This window comes from Bacillus sp. L_1B0_5 (assembly GCF_000836715.1).
Lineage (GTDB): Bacteria > Bacillota > Bacilli > Bacillales > Bacillaceae_G > Bacillus_A > Bacillus_A thuringiensis_S.
On sequence record NZ_JXIS01000101.1, the window covers coordinates 1 to 17,784 of the forward strand.

Genomic DNA, 17,784 nt, shown 5'->3' on the forward strand with positions numbered 1-17,784 from the left:
AACTTTAATCAGTGGGGGTTTTGTTCATCCCCCACTGATTATTAGCCCTCACCAATCGGGCTTTTACGGGCAGTTGGTCCCCCACCTAACTTCTTTGCTTCCGCTGAATTTTGAGGTGTGGGTCTTACTGCCCGGCAAATAGCGGGATAAAATATCCCATTTAATAAAGAGGAAATAGCAACTAATCTCCTGGGATACAGATATGTAATTGATTACCTTATTTTATCTTTTCCCTAACTATTCATGATTATGATATTGCGTATAAGCTTGGCAATTAGATTTATAACTTGTAGAAAAATACTAAATTAAAATGCAGCGAATTAATATAATTGGAGCCTTTTAATGTTGGTGTTAAAAGATAATCTAAAATTATAATGTTTATGAGAAATTGCAAACGGATCTCATCTCTTGTATTTGTTTATAAAAACGATTATTTTGATTCATTTTCTTCTAAAACACCCCAAAATAGAAAAGTTGACGAGCTTAAGATTGTAGTATTCGAAAAATCAGTAGTTTAGTCAAACCAATACGATAAGCAAGTATACCTTGTTATTAATGAAAGAGGACCTGATATGAACATCAGGTCCTCTTTCACTATATAATTATTTCCCTGCTTCTTTTAGTTCTTTTCCAGCTTTAAATACCGGCGCCTTAGCAATTAAAAAAAACTTGTAGGAATCATTATCAAGCGTTTTATTTTTCTCTACCGATTTAGCTTCTCGACAGCTTCCGCACTTGTATCTACACGTTTAACGAAAAAAACTAATAGTAGCGCAACAACATTCATGCCAAGCGCTACATAGAATGAATATTGAATTCCAGATAATAAAGCCTTTTGAGTTACTATTGCCTTCGTAGTTTCTGTGAAGGTTGTTGGATCTATATCAGACAATAAACTTTCCGCTTTTGTTTTTGTTACAGAATTCATAATCGTAACAAGAATAGCAGTACCAATCGAACCGGACACTTGTTGAGCTGTATTATTAACAGCTGTACCGTGCGGATTTAAGCGAGTTGGCAATTGATTAAGACCATTTGTCATAAGTGGCATCATCACCATCGCCATTCCAAACATCCGCAGTGTGTAAATAAGAATAATATGTGTGTGACTAGAGTCAATTTGCAGGTTTGCCAACATATAAGTTGAAACAGCTGTAATGGAAAGCCCTACTATGCCAAGAATCCGAGGGCCATATTTATCAAATAGTTTGCCTGTAATTGGTGACATAACCCCCATTATTACCGCACCTGGAAGCATCATCAGTCCAGAGCTTAGCGGCGAAATACCACGGACGTTTTGTACATAAGCTGGTGTTAAAATCATACCCGAAAACATGGCCACCGCGTTGACGATTGCAATTACAGACGCAAGTGCAAACATTGGGTACTTATAAACACGTAAATCCAATAACGGCTCATCCATTTTTAATTGACGGATAATGAAAGCAATTAGGGAAATAGCGCCTATGATTAAGGTTGTTAAGACAACTTTATTTGTCCAACCATCGGAGCTTGCAGAACTGAATCCATATAACAAACCGCCAAAACCGACAGAAGATAATAGTAATGAGAGATAATCAAGTTTTGCATTTTTGTTTTGTTTCATGACATTCTCAGATTTCCAAATTCCTAACAGTAAGCTAATGATTGCTAACGGTAAAATCATTTCAAAAAGCAAACGCCAGTCATAATACTCTACAATATAACCTGATAGTGTCGGTCCAATTGCTGGAGCTGTAATCATAACTAGTCCAAAAATCCCCATTGCTGTTCCCCTTTTTTCTCTTGGAAAGCTTACTAGCATAATATTCATTAACAAAGGCCCCATAACTGAAGAGCCTGCCGCTTGAACCATCCGGCCAGTAAGTAATAAACCAAAGTTCGGCGCTACAGCCGCTAAGGCCGTACCAAAAATAAAAATCACCATAGATGTAATAAATAAACTCCTATTTGAGAAACGCGTTATTAAAAATGCTGATGCCGGAATTAATATACCACTTACAAGCATATACCCTGTAGAAAGCCATTGGATCGTTGAATAATCTTTAATGTCTAAATCTTTCATTATTGATGGCAAGGCTACATTTAAAAGCGAGTTATTTAAAAATGAAACAAATGCCCCAACAAAAAGGATTACAAGCATTAAATATGGTGGTTTTCTTTTATGTAATGTTTCACTCATATATTTAATTGCCCCTTCATTATAAATTTCATTGATTCGTTTAAATCATTTGCATATTTGCACAAGAAAACATTATCCTTGCAGTATTTTGCCAAACTCTTCGAATGGATATTCTCTTTTTAGCAATTCCAATTGCTCAACATAACATTTTAAAATCTTTTTGTTGATTAAACTTTTATAAAAACGTTTGTTAACGGAAATTAAATTAAGCTGAAATACACAAAAGCAGCAACTGAAAATACCCTTCTAAAATAAAGTGAAACTTTAAATCATCGGGAATTTTACAGGCAGCTAGAAAAATCAACAAGACCACGCACCCATTCCTTTAAATACGGGCTTGTAGATCTAGTTATGTAACCATCCATAAAAAGGAATATTACATAGGCTAAGTCTAACATTACATTTTTAAAGTGAGGGGAATAAGCGTATGCACCAATATTGGTATTTGAATTCAAAAGGAAACGGGGAACAATATACTAACCAAATTTCATTATATTCACAGCCCAAAATAACTAAATATGAGGTAATGAATGATTTGAAGATTCCTGAGAATTGGAGTTGTCGAGTCTATCCAGTTAGTTGGGATTCATCAGTCAATTATACGGGGTTCAGTCCCCATCCCCCTCCCTTCTCTTGGGGGCATCCAATCAATTATGCAGGGATGATGCCCCAAGGACATTCTGCTAATTGGGCTCCATTACCAGGCCATGCAGGTTTCAATTTTCAAAAACCTCCCTCCCCCTGGATCCAACCGTTCAATCATACAGGGATGTTCGCACAAGGGAATCTTGCCGCTTTACTATCGCCGCCAGCCAATCCTTTTAATTTTAGTACCAATAAATGGGGTGTTTTTGGAAACCCTCCAGGATGGGGTGGACAGGTAAGTCCCATAGGATGGGGAAATAACGGAGGTAACGGTCAGCTAGGAATGCTTGGAAACTTACTTACAGCAGGAAAAGGCACCATGAGTGGGATAGGAATGATTAGTAGTCTAATCGGGATGGGGAAATTCTTCTTTTAGTTAACCAAAGTGATAGAATTGGTCCGTAACCCAGATATTCCAACAAAACATTTCATTTTCCATTGATTTAATCTTTTCAAACATGCACTCCTCAATATATTTATTGTGTGCTTCCAGTACTCCATCCAAGTTCGTCTCCTTGTCTTTCAATTTATAAAAAAATCTGTTGCAACTCTTTAGACAACAATTCCAGTTCATCCAAAATCGATAAGTTCATAACAAAAACGCTATCCTTTCCTATGATTCTAGGGAAAGAATAGCGTTTTTGTTACGTAACGATTAAGTTGTTTCATTCTTATTTATTCAATAGTTGAATTGTCACTTCACTGTATTTTTAGCCTGATAGCGATATGATCATGCCCCGTAAAATGCCATTACTTTCACTTATGCTTTGCTAAAAATTCTGTTATGCGACGATATACATATATTTCATTTTCTTTTTTTGAAAATCCATGCCCTTCATCGTCTAATACTAGGTATTCTACATCTACTCCTTGTTCTTGCAACGCTTGAAAAATTTGATCCGATTCTTCCTTTACAACTCGTGGATCATTTGCCCCTTGGATGATAAGAAGTGGTTTATTCATTTGATTTAAGTAAGTAATTGGTGAATCTTGTATAAGCTTATCTTTATCATTATTAATATCACCTATTAAATTAACTGCGAGCGGTTTCCAATTTTCAGGCATAGATTCGATAAAACTAAATAAATTGCTAGGTCCAAAAATGTCAATGGCTGCACGGAAATACTCTGAATGACGCCCGTGAAGCAATAAGGTCATATATCCTCCATAACTACCACCCATAACAAATAATTTATCAGGAGTTGATATACCCTGTTCAAATAGCCATTCGATCCCTGCTACACAATCTAAACGCGGTGCTTCTCCCCAATCACCTTCAATCATTTTTGTAAACGTTGAACCATATCTTGTACTACCTCTAAAGTTTGGTGCAAAAATATTATATCCCTGCCTTAATAAATATTGAAATAATGCTCTGAAATCTTTCGTCTCAGCACTTTGTGGACCACCATGAGGCCAAAATATTGTATATCCGTTTTGTACTTCTCCTTTCGCCCGGAATAATAATGCTTCTATGTTTAACCCATCAAAAGAGGCATATGTTATAACATCCGGTTCAACAAAAGAAGATTCAGATAGACCAATAACATAGTTTTTTGTTAATGCTGCCCATTCTGCATCTCTATTTTTCTTGTAATAGATGTTTGCTGTTTTCGTCGCGCTTTCACCTAGTAAATATAAATTTTCCGATTTTGTAATTTCAATTTGACTTATCGTATCTACCGGAGAATTCAATAGAATTAACTCTTTTTTATCCCATACAAATTTATATAACCTATCTGTAACACCTTTCGACGAAACAATGTAGCCATTTTTTGTTTCAGCATGCCATTTTATATCAGATATATCTTCCTTCTCTATTTTACAAATTGGTTTGAATTCCTGTTTATTTAAATCAAAAGAAGCTACATAGGAAAACTCTTCTTCATAATTTGTAACAAAAATCACTGTATTTTCATCAATATAACAAATGGACCCTACAGTATGTTCTTTCTCACTGGAAGGTACTAAACAAATAAGTTCTTCTCCCTTTTTTACATATCCTACATTATATGTATTACTATATGACTTTAAAACAATGTAACTTGATTCATTCGGACTTACTGCCTCTACATATGTAGGTGTCTCCACACCAGTTAACAACAGCGTATCTTCTTTTGTGCGTATATTATAACAACGAGAGTTTAAGAACATTGGGTTATCTTTACTTGTGACATAGTATAATCGTTCCCCATCCTCTGTTAAATGCACAAAGTAATCCTTTTCTGTATCTCCTGCTGGAATCAATTCAAGCAATCCACCACCCTCTGGTTTTAATGCATAAATATGATAATTTTCATCCCCATCTTTATCAAATCCAGCTAAAATAAATCGATTTAAAGAATCCATTTTAATAAAATTGCTTGATTGATTACAATATGTTAATGGATAAGGGGATAAATTGGGTAAATCCATCGCCCATAAATTAGAATGACCATTTAAGTTTGTACTAAAAATTACTCTTCCTTCATCTTCACTAACTGTAAACCTACCAATACTATAGGATCTAAAAAATTGTTCAGCATCTTCCATAGGAAATTGAATCATCTTTCTTCCTCCACTCTAACTTATATCTAAAAATTCAGAACATCTTATATATAAAGGTTCTACATTTTCCTATTTATCCCTTTTTTATTTTATTTAGATTTACTTCTACCCTCTACTTCTTCTTATTAACATTACATAACGATGCGGAGAGTTTTTTAAACAACTCTTCTTTTAGCCGTAAATATATTCTTTACTATTTCACGATTACTTCTCATTCGATATTTCTCACTAATTATCCCTCAAAGCGAAAAATAAGCGGGGAATTAGAGAGCAAAATCTACCATATACTTTTATTCAGCTAACTTCTCACCAGTAACAATCTTCATAAAAGCAGCTGCGTCTTTCTCTTCTAATTGAGCGTACTGATTATCCCTCGCCATTATTTCTACTTTATCCTTATTAGAATTAATCCACATTTGATATAACACAGCTTTCGCCTCTATTTTCGGATTTTTAAACTGAAAAACAAACTGATAATCAGCTGAACGAGACATTTCCACCTTTTTATTTTCAAAGTTAGTATCATTTAATATTTTCTTTACTTGCAATACTTTATTCTTGTCTGTAACTACCTTCAAATCCTCATAATGATTATCACCAGCATGTTTTTGTACTTCGATTGTTTGATTATGATTTCCTATATTATTTGAACAGCTGGTTACTACAAATAAACAAATCACGCTGAAGACTAAATACATACTTCTCATTTGCATAGCGCTCTCCGCCTTTAGTGTATATAATAGTTCACTTCCATTAAGCTTTTAAAATGTAAAGTAAGAATACACCCCATAAACTACAAATAAGATTAATAGAATAGAAATGCCGAGTACCGTATATATGATCCATTTTAAATTTGAGTTCATATAATCCTCCTCCTACTTCCCAACAATTCCAGTATATAACAAAAAAGCATTGGTTACCCAATGCTTTTTACACTTACGCAAATAGAGACGTATTCGCATATAAAGCTGGTGAACCACCTGAATGTACGAATAAAATATTGTCTTCCTTATTAAAATTACCTTTTCTAATTAAGTCGATTAATCCCGCTACTGCCTTACCTGTATACACTGGATCAAGTAAAATACCTTCTGTTTTCGCAAGTAACTGAACTGCCTCTACCATTTCCGGCGTTGGTAACGCATAGCCTGGCCCTACATATTCATCAAAGCACGTAACAGCGTCGCGCGGGATAAAGTTTGGAATACCAACGTGTGCTGAAGTTTCATCTACAAGTTTTCCTACTTTCTCTTCTTGCTCAGCTTTTCCTCTACTTACGTTAATTCCAATTACAGGAATATGGCTTTGCGTTCCAGAAAAACCAGTAATTAAACCAGCGTGCATACCAGCGCTACCACTTACGCAAACGACTGAACTGAAATCAATTCCTTGCTCAAATGATTGCGCCATAATTTCTTGCGCACAAGCAACGTATCCCATTGCGCCAGTAGGATTTGATCCGCCAACTGGTATTACATATGGTGTATTACCTTTTTCACTAACTTCTTTCGCTACTTTTTGCATCTCTTCCATAAGATCTGCTCCGTTCGGTACAACAATTACGTTTTCAGCACCTAGTAAGTGATATAAGAAATAGTTACCGTTAAAGTCTCGCTTCTCTTCTGGCTCAAGCCCTTCCTCTAATACAAGGATACATTTCATCTTTTCTTTTACCGCAGCAGCAAGTGTCAGGCGGCAATGATTTGACTGAATACCACCAGCTGTAATTAACGTATCTGCACCCTTTTCCTGTGCATCCGCAACTAAAAATTCTAACTTTCTCGTCTTATTACCACCGGCTGTTAAACCAAGTAAATCATCTCGTTTAAAATAAATAGTCGGGCCACCAAGTGCTTCAGAAAAATTGTTTAACTTTTCAATTGGTGTATATGATTCTGTATATTTTTTTCTCGGGAATTTAGCTAAATTCATTGTAACGCTCCTTTTGTACTTCTTTCACAATATATGTAACGTTACTATTATTACATGTAAAAATGGTGAAGTCACCTTTCTGGGTTAAAAATGTATTAGAATTTCATTTTGATAAGTAAAACCGTATTAATGATTTTAACTTAATTACGGTACATGAAATTTATATCAACGATTTTTTAAATATATCGTTCATTACTTACAATATATCAACGATTTTTCAAATATATCGATCGTAACTTGCAGTATATCAACGATTTTCTTAATATATCGATCTATCGACAAAAAACGACAGACAGGCAACCCCTTTCTCATCAACAAAAAAAGAGCCCACACATTCAAATGCAGACTCCCTCCAATCACTTATTTACCGAAAAACGAAGTAACTGCGTTAATCCCGGCTCTAAATTCATTTCACCTTTATGGCGTACGTATACGACTTTATCTCCATCAAATTTCGGAGGATTTGCTTGACTATACGTATGCCACTCATTCGTTCCTTCTATAGAATACTCCATATATTCATTTGCACCGACAATTATATTTTTACGATCATCTGCCGTTACATTTGGTGCCATCTGCGCAATTTTTGAATCACTAATTAATAACTTCTTTATATCCTTATCACGTTTGTAATCGTAAGCTGTCACAATTACATCGTTACCATATGCTTTCACTTGTAACCCTTGTTTAAATGAGTAGCCATCTGGAGCAGTTTTCTCTCCTCCATTTGGTCCTGCTGACATCCAGCCTGTTTCAATCCCGCCCGTATTTACAACAGTGAAACCTTTTTCATCTCCGCCTGTAATTTTCTTTTTACCAGCCCAGTCAGGTAAGTTTAAATCCCAATGTGTATGACTCGTGAAGAAAACAACCTGCGGATAGTCTTTTAATATATCGTACAATTTATCCACGTTTAAATAATCTTGTAAATATGGTGATTGTCTTGATCCAGATACTGTATCAGGTAAAACATGATGAGAGAAAATAAAGATTGGCTTATTTTTATCTTTTTGACTATACTCTTCTAAATTTTGTTTTAACCAACCTAATTGCTCATCACTCATATATACTTCGTCCCACATTTTTGAATCGTGGTATTTCATATATTTTTCAGTTCCTAAAAATAAAAGTGGATAGCCATCTAATTCTTTTTTATGATATACCTTTTCTTGTCCACTAAATTGTAAGTAGCGACCAAATAGTGTTTCTTCCGTTACACCATTTGGCCATGTACTTTGAGAGAGTTTCCCATCCGCTGTCCATTTACCAGCATAAAACTCATGATTCCCAACAGTAGACCATACATTTTCTGGATGCTTATTTTTATTTAACACACGCTTTACATCATTATATTGTGACTGTTGCCCAGTCGGCGTTATATCCCCATTCATAATAAGCGCTCTAGAAAGTGGCGTCACTTTGTTCATATCTTTTAGCACATGATCAAAATCCCCTAAATCACCTTGAATATCACTAATAACGTTAAAAGTTGTAGCTGATTTTCGGGCTTGCTCTTTCCCTTCCGCATGCACTGAAAACGTCGGTAATAATGCCGCCATAACTGCTAACGAAGCAACTGTCTTTTTCATACAAATTCTCCCCCTAATAATAGAATGTACAAACTGACATGTTCTGCTTTCTCTTAGGTGCTTGTCCAATTCACATTATAGGGGGAGATTGTAAAGATTGATGGAGTAAAAATTTAAGTGTTTTTTAAGAGATTTTGTCTTTTTTACACGCCCCATTTAACAATTAACACTAATTTTTCTATTAACCTACTAATATTAACTGAATGTAAATTTATACGATAAATCACTTCGTTTAATATGTTGTGTTTTAATTTCCTTTACACAATTTCAATAAAGTACTTTACCATTTTAAATTCTCTTCATTAATCCTCAATTTCTATTCCAGCTTGTTTTAATGGTTCTAATACTTTCGGGTAACACATTGAAATATATTCCACTGTTTTTAAATTTTTTAGATTTTGAAATCCTTCAACAGATATAACATCAAATAAACTGTCTTCACCGTCCCAATCAGGCTTTAAAATATGATAAATTTCATTCCCACCATCAAAGCAAAGGGACTCAATCTTTTCCAAATCACTTATTTCCAAAGTTAACGCTTCTAAAAAAGCTTTGATTTCAACAATTGGCCCAACTCCTGAATACCATTCAAAATTATTCGTATGCTTTTCTATTAAGTCTTTCAATTCTTTTAGAAATAGTGGCTCTTTATCTAATAAAGCTTCAATTACCACTAACTTAAAATTAAAATCCTGAAACATTTCACTCTTTCCCATTTTAACTTCCTCCTATCTTGCCCCTGTCCTAGGGTTTTAATCTCCTTTACACAACTTCCAAAAAGCACTTTACCTTTTTAAATTCTCTTCATTTAATCCTAACAGCCCTGGTAAAATAAAACACCCATCTTTTCTAATCAGTACATCATCAAACCAAATTTCACCCCCGCCATACTCTGATCTTTGAATATTCACTAAATCCCAATGTATCGCTGATTGATTCCCGTTGTCTGCACCTTGTAACGAATCCCCAATTGCTAAATGATAACTACCATTTATTTTTTCATCAAATAACGTATTATTCATCGGATGTAGTATGTAAGGGTTAAAAGCCAGTGCAAACTCTCCGATATATCTTGCTCCCTCGTCCGTATCAAGAATTCGATTTATTCGCTCTGTATCGTTTGCATATGCCTCTATTATTTTCCCATCCTTAATATGTAACTTAATATTTTGAAACGCATAACCTTGTTGAATAGATACTGTATTGAACGCTACTATCCCATTCACTGAATTTTTGACAGGTGCTGTATATATTTCGCCATCAGGTATATTATCTGTACCATCTCCCTTTAAAACACCGATTCCTTCAATGGAAAAATTCAAATCCGTACCATTCCCAATGATTTTCACTTGTTTTGTCTTTTCCATTAATTCTTTTAACGGATCCATTGCTTTCGACATTTTTTTGTAATCTAACGTACAAACATCATAATAAAATTTCTCATAAGCCTCGGTACTCATATTCGCTTCTTGCGCTGAAGCCGCATTTGGAATTCGAGTTGTCACCCATCTCGTTTTATACACTGCTTCACTATGAGCCTTTCCAAATACCTTTTGATATAATTTCATTTTTTCTGCTGGTACATCTGCTAATTCGTATGCATTTCTAGGACTACGGAGATTAATATATACTTGCATCTTACTTAAACGGTAACACTCCCAATCTGCAAATAACTTAAACTGTTCTTCAGATCCAGACAAAATTAATTGCCTCGTAACAGAAACGTCACGCATTGATACATGTGCATATCCACCTGCTTTTTCCACTGACTTAATAATTTCACGAACTACTATAGGGTCTATTTCCGTAACACTTTGAATTAACACATGATCACCAGGTTGCACTTTAGTAGAGTGGTTGACTAGTATATCTGCTAATTTAGATAGTCCCCTCTTCATTACATCCCTCATCCTTTCATTTCCGTTTCAATAGCTTAATAAAAAATAAAAAGAGAACTACTCTCTTTAAGCAATTCTCTTTTTCACCCAAACGATAGATATAAAATAAACCCTTAAAAATAATTCCGTAACGTTGGCATCGCAGCTATACTAAGGTACAGAGTCCCAGGTACTAACCACGCGCCACAAAGCATCAGCAACACAGTTTTCCTAACAAGCGCTACAATAAAAGCTAAAAAAGACGGAAGCAGCAAAATAAACAATACAGTGATATATACTTCTTTATCAATTAATTGAGTGCTATAAGGGTTGAAATATAGAAAAATAATTGAAAGGATAAACATACTTACAGCTGCTACTACACCCAAATAAACATTTAAATTATTCTTCACAATTTCCCTATTTCCAATAGCACCATGCTTAATACTTTCCAGCACTATACCTCATTACAATAAAAGTTCCTCCCCTTCTAGTTCGCCTTAAAATTATAAATCGGCTTAATGACATGTTTGATATCAATTGTGTCCTTTGTATTCTCAACAATCTCATCCATTGGCTTATATACCATTGGTGCTTCATCTAAAGTACTTTCTGCTACAGATGTAGTCCAAACCTCTGTCATTGTATTTTGAAAATCCTCTAAGTTAAGTACTTCTTTCGCCTTCTTACGGCTCATAATACGTCCTGCTCCATGAGGGCCAGAAAAGTTCCAATCTGGATTCCCTTTACCAAATGCAATGATAGAACCGTCTCTCATATTAATTGGAATGATTACTCGTTCATCTTTCTGAGCTGAAATAGCACCTTTTCGTAGAATCATATTTTCCATATCGATGTAGTTATGAATTGTAGTGAATTGATCGGTTACTTTCCAATCCATTTTAGTGACGATTTCATCCATCATTGCTTTACGATTTAACTCCGCATACTTTTGAGCAATTTTCATATCATTCATGTAATCTTTAAATCCTTGTCCTTCTAAATAAGCTAATTCTTTGCGAATCACCGGTTTCTTAATTTTACGTAAAGCTTCATGTATTTCTCGTTGTCTACCTTCTTTCGTTAAACGCTCAATCATTTCGTCTTTAATAGATTTAACATTTATAAGTTGCTCGTAAGCAAAGTTTTGATAATACTCTGCTACCTGTTTCCCTAAATTACGCGAACCACTATGAATGACAATGTATACATTTCCTTTATCATCCTCATTCAGTTCGACAAAATGATTGCCCCCGCCAAGCGTACCAATACTTTTTTGAGCACGTTGCAATGTAAATGGGGCTCTTACACTATCAAAATCAATCATTTTTGAAAATCTATGTTCCTTATCTCGAATACGAAAACCACTTGGGACAAATTTACGTATCGTTTCGTCTAAGTGATCGAAATTGATTTCTTCTTTCTTTTTGTCGATCATAACAACTTCCATGCCACAACCAATATCGTACTGACCTCCCAGTTTCCTGAAAGAGTGGACTATACCTTCTCTACAGTCATCGAGATATGCAGTCTCTACTGTAGGCTCACCGTATTAATTATTCCTCTTCAACTCAAAATGGATGAAGAATAATTCTGTACCTTAGTCTGCTAACATGGTACAAGTCTCTGAACCATTCGATTATGTCACCATAACCACTGGCTGCTGATTGCCCTCGCCTTTTATCGTTAGGGTTCCCAGTCAATTGAGTGAGTAGTTTACAGTCTGAGCCGATTAGTTAACCCCGACTAAATTAGGAACAATTTTATCTTGAATCGTCATTGTTGTCCCAATCGTACAACCTGCACCCGCATGTGTATCTGGCATAATACGAATCTTGCTACCCTTTACGAATTCTTGGTTACAAAGATCGAGTATTTGACCTGCTGCCGTTTCTTCTACATTCGTAGTATACACTTTCGCTTCATTGTATTTTCCTTGTAATTTCAACATCTTCTATTTCCCCTTTCCTTTAGTTTCTACAAAACATTAATTTATATATATTATATATTTATAATTATATTTTCCACCACTACAGCTCATTTCCTTTTTTATAAAAAAAGACACAGAGATTCCTCTCCATGCCTGTTAATTTCCTACCTCTTCACCGCATGCACATAATGTACCGTCTCGAAAGCTTTCAAATAATCATTTCTTCCGGCAAAATATAATGTATTTATGTCCTCTGGTGATAAGTGCTCATAAATGAGTAAACCTGAATTCTCTAACAATGCTTCCATTTCGCGATAAGAATAACATGACTTCATCGGTTCTCCGCCTACCGCTGCCATTTTTACCATATTTTCAACTCGGTTAGACAACCCTTTTTCCGTAAATAAGTTTTCAGCCGGATAATCGAAAACGATAGAACTCCCTACTGGAACTATCTCGAATAAACACTCTATTAAACTAGCAAGCTCCTTTTTCGTTAAATAGTACGTAACACCTAAAAGGCTAAAGAAAGTCTTTTTATGTTCAAATCCTTCATTCTGTAACTGTTCATAGGAAAATCCTTTCGTAAAATCCATTGAAACAAAATGAAGGTTATTTGGAACTTCAAGTTCTACTTCTTTTATTCTTTCCCTCTTAAACGCCTGTGTAGAAGGATGATCCACTTCAAATATTTCTATTTTATTTTCTAATTCTCGGTGTCTAAAACTGAACGTATCTAAGCCTGCACCGAGTATGGCGTATTGTTTTGCTCCTAATATAATTTCATGTAGTAATACTCTTTCACAATATGCCGCACGTGCTAAAGGTGTTGGTGATAACTGAACTTGCGTAATCCATTTTAATATTTCTTTTGGATTGTCTTGAAACTGCTCTGCAATTTCTTTATTGAAAAAGTGAATCCCTTGAACCATGTTCGTTTCAATATTGTTACGTTCTTTTTGTGAAATGAAATCTTTAGCTACATAATCATCAAAGATTTTAGGATTATCAAATTCACTATGATACGCCCTTCCGAAAGCTGATACTAACGACGTTACACTTGCTTCACCTTGTTTCACACACATACACTCTCCTTCATGTTCACAACAAAAATAGGGTTCCCCTGGCCAGGAGAACCCTATTATACACCTTATTTTTATAATGGTAAATTATAGCATAAATAAGTTTTTTTGTCAAGTTTTCAGCCTACTAACGCTCCAACAATTTGTGTAATCTCTAGCAGGAAGATTTCGATCTACACCGAATATTCCAGTTCATAACAATACAAATGGAGGGCGTCATGAAAAGATTAGTCATCATTACAGTTGGAAAAACACACAGTGGAAAAACTACATTTGCAAAAGAGCTCGAAAAAGAGTTACCTAATTCTTTTATTATGGACCAAGACAACCAAGCTGAATTTATTAACACACATTATGAAAAATTACAGCCGACAGAAGGTTCAAATACACTAAAGCACGGTCTTTCAAAATTCATTGTTGATTATGCGAAAGAACATACAAATTTACACCTTATTATTTGTAACTCAAATAGAAGCCTAAACGGACGAATGTATTTGCTAAATGAATTGTTTAAGAAGGAGGAATATATACGCGTATTAGTTCACTTTGACATCCCAGATGATGTACTTTATGAAAGAGTGGCCCTTAGTAAACGAAGTACAAATATTTTTAGGGGAAACTATTCCAGTTTCAAAGAAGTCCTCCACCGCCAACAAGTTGAATCACTACATGAAGACGTAGTAGATCCTATAGAAAAGGAAGCTGATTATTTGTTTGTTATTCGTAACAGTAAGGATGTAAACTCTACTATATTAAAAATTATTCATATCGCTAAAGAGTACTCCCCTATCCGAAATAAGAGATTATAAAAATCACATAATCATAGATTATTATGCAAATACTTCCTCTAGACGGCGCAGATGGTATATAATAATGGCAGAATCTACTTCTATATGCTCAATTTTACACAAAACAGCTCATGCATATGAAAGAAAAGAGGTACAAAAATATGAAAACAAAACAAACAATTGCTGCGTCTACACTAGCTTTAGCAATGATTGCTGGCGCGAACTCTGCTCATGCGGAAGTAAATGATGCTACTCCTCAGCAAAGTACGGGAGATCGATTAGCTGAAATTAAGCAACATAAGCAAGAGTTAGATGCGAAATTACAGCAGCACAAAGAAAACGTGGATCAAACATTAAATGAACTTAACAAAGTTAAGGAAAATGTTGATACAAAGGTGAATGAACTACATGAACGTAAACAAGTTGCTGATGAAAAAATTAACGAAGTTAAACAGCATAAACAAGAACTAGATGCAAAACTTCAGCAAGACAAACAAATCGCCGAAGATAAAATCGCTGAAATTAAAGAGCATAAAAAACAAGTAGAAGATAAAGTCGCTGAAGTAAAAGAACATAAGCAAAATATCGATAACAAAGTTAATGAGATTAAAGAACATAAACAAACTGTCGATGAAAAAGTGAATGAAATGAAGCAACATAAAGAGAACATTGATCAAAAGGTTAATGAACTTAAGGAAGTTAAAAAACAAGTAGATGACAAATTAGCTGAGTTAAAGAAAGCGAAACAAACTGCTGAGGACAAACTCGCTGAGCTAAAAGAAAACAAGCCGAATACTGGTAACACGTTAGAGGAACTTAAGAAAATTAAAGGCAATTTAGATAGCCTTTCCGCTAACTTAGAATTAGCTAAACAAGATGTAAAAAACAAACTAGCTGAATTACAAAAGGCTAGAGAAGATTTACTAAATAAAATTAACGAAATTAAACAATCTAAACAAACTGTTTCAGACGATTTAACAAAGAAAAAACAAGACTTAGATATTAAAATCAACGACTTTAAGCATACTGAGAAAAAAATTGACGACAAATTAGCTGAGTTACATACAACGAAGCAAAATGTTGATAACAAGATTAATGAAGTATCACAATCTAAACAAACGCAAGCAGATAATGGTACTAAAAACAATAACGCTAAAGAACTTCCTAACGCTGGTAGCGAGCAATCAAACAATATGGCTCTAGGAATGCTATCTGTATTAGGCGGTGTTTTATTACTTACTCGTAATAAAATTAAAAAGTATTTATAAAACAGCTATCATTTTGATTATATAATCTACTGTCCCTTCTCTAAGAAGCCTATGCATAGGCTTCTTAAGGAAGAGACCAAATATAAGTACGTTTACAAACTAGTTATCCCTCTACAGTTAGATTCTATTTCTATCCACATATCATTTGTTGCAGAGCCCAACCTTTCACTTTTTCATTATGATAATACCTCAAAAATAAATATAATTATCAAATTTCAAACTTAGATTAGTTCCTTATACTTTAACAAAACTGAAAAACTGTCATTCCCCTAAGTCATACTAATAGGAAAGTGTACAATTCTTTAACAATACTAACTCTTAATTCATACACTACTAATAGAACTTGTGTAGCAATAAAATTTTCCAAATCATCTAAATCACCATATATTTAACCTCTACTCGTACCTACATGATATTTTCATCCCCCTCTCATAAAGTTCTTATTCTTCTAATTACTACATGACCATGTTCCATTGCTACATTAGAACGACATCTATAAATATTGATAAGGAGTGAAATACATGGGTTCAACAAAACTTACAGGACGAGTAATTTACAAAGGAGATCCCGGTTATTTAGAAGCTATTAAGAATTGGAATCCTTACGTTGATGTCTTCCCCCTCGTCTTTGTTTTTGCACAAAATTCATATGATGTTAGTAACGCCATTAAATGGGCTCGCGAAAATCATGTTCCGTTACGTGTTAGAAGTGGTCGACATGCACTAGATAAAAACCTTTCTGTAGTAAATGGCGGCATCGTTATCGATGTAAGTGATATGAACAAAGTAAGTTTAGATAAAAAGAATGGTATCGCAACCGTTCAAACTGGAATTCACGTCGGGCCACTTGTAAAGGGACTAGCTAGAGAAGGTTTTATGTCACCGTTTGGAGATAGTCCTACAGTTGGAATCGGTGGCATTACAATGGGCGGTGGTTTTGGAGTAGTCTCACGAACAATCGGTCTAATAAGTGATAACCTTATTGCTTTAGAAACAGTAGATGCGACAGGCCGAATCATTCAAGCAGATCAATGTTGCAATAAAGATTTATTATGGGCTTCTAGAGGTGGTGGTGGTGGAAACTTCGGATACAACACTGAATATACATTGAAGCTTCATCGTGCCCCTAATACTGCCACAGTCTTTAATATCATTTGGCCATGGGATCAGTTAGAAACTGTTTTCAAAGTTTGGCAAGAATGGGCACCTTTTGTAGACTCACGATTGGGCTGCCTTCTTGAAATTTACAGCAAAATAAATGGACTTTGCCATGCAGAAGGTATTTTTTTAGGTTCCAAAAGTGAACTCATCAAACTATTAGAACCTTTAACAAATGCTGGAACTCCAACACAAATTGTTATAGAAGAATTACCTTACCCAGCCGCTATCGATTTCTTAGATCCAGATGAGCCAATCCCTGGTCGATCTGATCAAAGTGTTAAATTCTCTTCTGCCTGGGCACTTAACCTTTGGCCAGAAGAACCTATTTCCATTATGAAACGATTTTTAGAAGAAGCTACTGGAACAGAGGCTAATTTCTTTTTTATTAATTGGGGAGGTGCTATTAGTAAAGTACCTAGCAGTAAAACAGCATTCTTTTGGCGTAGCCCGTTATTTTATACAGAATGGACTGCTAGCTGGAAAGACAAGTCTGAAGAAGCTGCCAATCTAGCATCAGTTGAAAGAGTTCGTCAATTAATAAAGCCGTATGTAACTGGTTCTTATGTTAATGTTCCAGATCAAAACATCGAAAATTTCGGACAAGAATATTACGGAGCAAACTTTGATAAGCTGCGGAAAGTAAAAGCAAAATATGACCCCGAAAATCTTTTCCGTTTCCCACAAAGTATACCTCCCTCTTCCTCTTGTTAATGCTTGAAAAAACAAAAAAAAGAACTCTTACAATTGTAAGAGTTCTTTTTTTCCAGGCTGTGGAGAAAGTCTT

The 17,784-nt window shown here is 34.9% G+C and carries 15 protein-coding genes; 4 read left to right on the plus strand and 11 right to left on the minus strand.

The genetic code is table 11. From position 1 onward, the window contains the following. Positions 1 to 703: 703 nt before the first annotated feature. On the minus strand, positions 704 to 2,182 hold the full coding sequence (locus tag RT27_RS26310; RefSeq protein WP_043938163.1) for a DHA2 family efflux MFS transporter permease subunit: 1,479 nt from the start codon (positions 2,180 to 2,182) through the stop codon (positions 704 to 706). Positions 2,183 to 2,609: 427 nt separating this feature from the next. On the opposite strand from RT27_RS26310, the gene RT27_RS26315 reads away from it, so the two are divergent. Continuing rightward, positions 2,610 to 3,203, plus strand: coding sequence for a hypothetical protein (locus RT27_RS26315; protein ID WP_043938165.1), 594 nt, complete (start codon positions 2,610 to 2,612; stop codon positions 3,201 to 3,203). A gap of 380 nt (positions 3,204 to 3,583) precedes the next feature. Here RT27_RS26315 and RT27_RS26325 read toward each other — a convergent pair whose 3' ends face one another. From RT27_RS26325 to RT27_RS26370, 10 genes are all read right to left on the minus strand, one after another. Further along, positions 3,584 to 5,374: a prolyl oligopeptidase family serine peptidase gene (locus RT27_RS26325; protein ID WP_043938170.1), complete on the minus strand. Its 1,791-nt coding sequence runs from the start codon at positions 5,372 to 5,374 to the stop codon at positions 3,584 to 3,586. A gap of 290 nt (positions 5,375 to 5,664) precedes the next feature. Further along, on the minus strand, positions 5,665 to 6,087 hold the full coding sequence (locus tag RT27_RS26330) for a hypothetical protein (protein WP_029442784.1): 423 nt from the start codon (positions 6,085 to 6,087) through the stop codon (positions 5,665 to 5,667). 223 nt (positions 6,088 to 6,310) lie between these two features. Further along, positions 6,311 to 7,306 (minus strand): D-cysteine desulfhydrase, encoded by a 996-nt coding sequence (locus RT27_RS26335; RefSeq protein ID WP_043938172.1) that lies wholly within the window; start codon positions 7,304 to 7,306, stop codon positions 6,311 to 6,313. A gap of 356 nt (positions 7,307 to 7,662) precedes the next feature. Continuing rightward, positions 7,663 to 8,895, minus strand: a complete 1,233-nt coding sequence (locus tag RT27_RS26340) for a DUF4073 domain-containing protein (protein WP_029442786.1) — start codon at positions 8,893 to 8,895, stop codon at positions 7,663 to 7,665. A gap of 302 nt (positions 8,896 to 9,197) precedes the next feature. Further along, positions 9,198 to 9,611: a hypothetical protein gene (locus RT27_RS26345; protein WP_016080993.1), complete on the minus strand. Its 414-nt coding sequence runs from the start codon at positions 9,609 to 9,611 to the stop codon at positions 9,198 to 9,200. A gap of 69 nt (positions 9,612 to 9,680) precedes the next feature. Beyond that, on the minus strand, positions 9,681 to 10,793 hold the full coding sequence (locus RT27_RS26350; protein WP_016080992.1) for an aminopeptidase: 1,113 nt from the start codon (positions 10,791 to 10,793) through the stop codon (positions 9,681 to 9,683). Positions 10,794 to 10,906: 113 nt separating this feature from the next. Continuing rightward, positions 10,907 to 11,230 carry a hypothetical protein gene (locus tag RT27_RS26355; RefSeq protein ID WP_173927835.1) on the minus strand — a complete coding sequence of 108 codons (324 nt, stop codon included), beginning with the start codon at positions 11,228 to 11,230 and terminating at the stop codon, positions 10,907 to 10,909. A 32-nt stretch (positions 11,231 to 11,262) separates the two neighbouring features. Further along, on the minus strand, positions 11,263 to 12,222 hold the full coding sequence (locus RT27_RS26360; protein WP_043938174.1) for an RNA-splicing ligase RtcB: 960 nt from the start codon (positions 12,220 to 12,222) through the stop codon (positions 11,263 to 11,265). Between the two features lie 282 nt (positions 12,223 to 12,504). Continuing rightward, positions 12,505 to 12,723 carry an RtcB family protein gene (locus RT27_RS26365; protein WP_029442788.1) on the minus strand — a complete coding sequence of 73 codons (219 nt, stop codon included), beginning with the start codon at positions 12,721 to 12,723 and terminating at the stop codon, positions 12,505 to 12,507. 143 nt (positions 12,724 to 12,866) lie between these two features. Further along, the gene (locus RT27_RS26370) at positions 12,867 to 13,787 is read right to left on the minus strand and encodes a class I SAM-dependent methyltransferase (RefSeq protein WP_043938176.1); all 921 of its coding nucleotides are present in this window, start codon (positions 13,785 to 13,787) and stop codon (positions 12,867 to 12,869) included. Between the two features lie 215 nt (positions 13,788 to 14,002). Between RT27_RS26370 and RT27_RS26375 the strand changes: the two genes are divergently transcribed. From RT27_RS26375 to RT27_RS26385, 3 genes are all read left to right on the plus strand, one after another. Beyond that, the gene (locus RT27_RS26375) at positions 14,003 to 14,593 is read left to right on the plus strand and encodes an AAA family ATPase (protein WP_043938177.1); all 591 of its coding nucleotides are present in this window, start codon (positions 14,003 to 14,005) and stop codon (positions 14,591 to 14,593) included. 140 nt (positions 14,594 to 14,733) lie between these two features. Further along, complete coding sequence (locus RT27_RS26380) at positions 14,734 to 15,840, plus strand: LPXTG cell wall anchor domain-containing protein (RefSeq protein WP_043938179.1); 1,107 nt, start codon at positions 14,734 to 14,736, stop codon at positions 15,838 to 15,840. 521 nt (positions 15,841 to 16,361) lie between these two features. Next, positions 16,362 to 17,711 carry an FAD-binding oxidoreductase gene (locus RT27_RS26385; protein WP_016080985.1) on the plus strand — a complete coding sequence of 450 codons (1,350 nt, stop codon included), beginning with the start codon at positions 16,362 to 16,364 and terminating at the stop codon, positions 17,709 to 17,711. The last annotated feature ends 73 nt before the right edge of the window (positions 17,712 to 17,784 follow it).

Bases quoted from the DNA above. Each gene is read 5' to 3' on its own strand.
- RT27_RS26310 (WP_043938163.1), bottom strand. From the start codon at position 2,182: ATGAGTGAAACATTACATAAAAGAAAACCACCATATTTAATGCTTGTA.
- RT27_RS26330 (WP_029442784.1), bottom strand. From the start codon at position 6,087: ATGCAAATGAGAAGTATGTATTTAGTCTTCAGCGTGATTTGTTTATTT.
- RT27_RS26365 (WP_029442788.1), bottom strand. From the start codon at position 12,723: ATGTTGAAATTACAAGGAAAATACAATGAAGCGAAAGTGTATACTACG.
- RT27_RS26325 (WP_043938170.1), bottom strand. From the start codon at position 5,374: ATGATTCAATTTCCTATGGAAGATGCTGAACAATTTTTTAGATCCTAT.
- RT27_RS26335 (WP_043938172.1), bottom strand. From the start codon at position 7,306: ATGAATTTAGCTAAATTCCCGAGAAAAAAATATACAGAATCATATACA.
- RT27_RS26360 (WP_043938174.1), bottom strand. From the start codon at position 12,222: ATGGAAGTTGTTATGATCGACAAAAAGAAAGAAGAAATCAATTTCGAT.
- RT27_RS26370 (WP_043938176.1), bottom strand. From the start codon at position 13,787: ATGTGTGTGAAACAAGGTGAAGCAAGTGTAACGTCGTTAGTATCAGCT.
- RT27_RS26350 (WP_016080992.1), bottom strand. From the start codon at position 10,793: ATGAAGAGGGGACTATCTAAATTAGCAGATATACTAGTCAACCACTCT.
- RT27_RS26315 (WP_043938165.1), top strand. From the start codon at position 2,610: ATGCACCAATATTGGTATTTGAATTCAAAAGGAAACGGGGAACAATAT.
- RT27_RS26385 (WP_016080985.1), top strand. From the start codon at position 16,362: ATGGGTTCAACAAAACTTACAGGACGAGTAATTTACAAAGGAGATCCC.
- RT27_RS26340 (WP_029442786.1), bottom strand. From the start codon at position 8,895: ATGAAAAAGACAGTTGCTTCGTTAGCAGTTATGGCGGCATTATTACCG.
- RT27_RS26345 (WP_016080993.1), bottom strand. From the start codon at position 9,611: ATGGGAAAGAGTGAAATGTTTCAGGATTTTAATTTTAAGTTAGTGGTA.
- RT27_RS26375 (WP_043938177.1), top strand. From the start codon at position 14,003: ATGAAAAGATTAGTCATCATTACAGTTGGAAAAACACACAGTGGAAAA.
- RT27_RS26380 (WP_043938179.1), top strand. From the start codon at position 14,734: ATGAAAACAAAACAAACAATTGCTGCGTCTACACTAGCTTTAGCAATG.